A 457-nucleotide genomic window follows, 5' to 3' on the forward strand; every position below is an offset into this window, starting at 1 on the left:
CGCCGAGAAATTCGCGCAATGGATGAAGGACCAGCCGCAAGTCTTGCTGACCGACACCACGATGCGCGACGCGCACCAGTCGCTGTTTGCCACCCGCATGCGTACCGCCGACATGCGCGCCATCGCACCCTACTATGCGCGCATGCTGCCCAACCTGTTCTCGATGGAATGCTGGGGCGGCGCCACCTTCGACGTGGCGATGCGCTTCCTGAAGGAAGACCCGTGGGAGCGCCTGTCACTGCTGCGGGAGGAAGTGCCCAACATCCTGTTCCAGATGCTGCTGCGCGCGTCCAATGCGGTCGGTTACACCAACTATGCGGACAATGTAGTGAAGCACTTCGTGCAGCAGGCAGCGTCGGGTGGCGTCGACCTGTTCCGCGTTTTCGATTCGCTGAACTGGGTGGAAAACATGCGTGTCGCGATCGATGCGGTACGTGAATCCGGCGCGCTGTGCGAA

General features: G+C 61.7%; 1 pseudogene. It reads left to right on the forward strand.

The features are described from left to right. Positions 1 to 457, forward strand: a pseudogene (locus AYR66_RS25790) (pyruvate carboxylase); the annotation flags it as partial.

The organism is Noviherbaspirillum denitrificans (assembly GCF_002211445.1).
Classification (GTDB): Bacteria; Pseudomonadota; Gammaproteobacteria; order Burkholderiales; family Burkholderiaceae_D; genus Noviherbaspirillum; species Noviherbaspirillum denitrificans.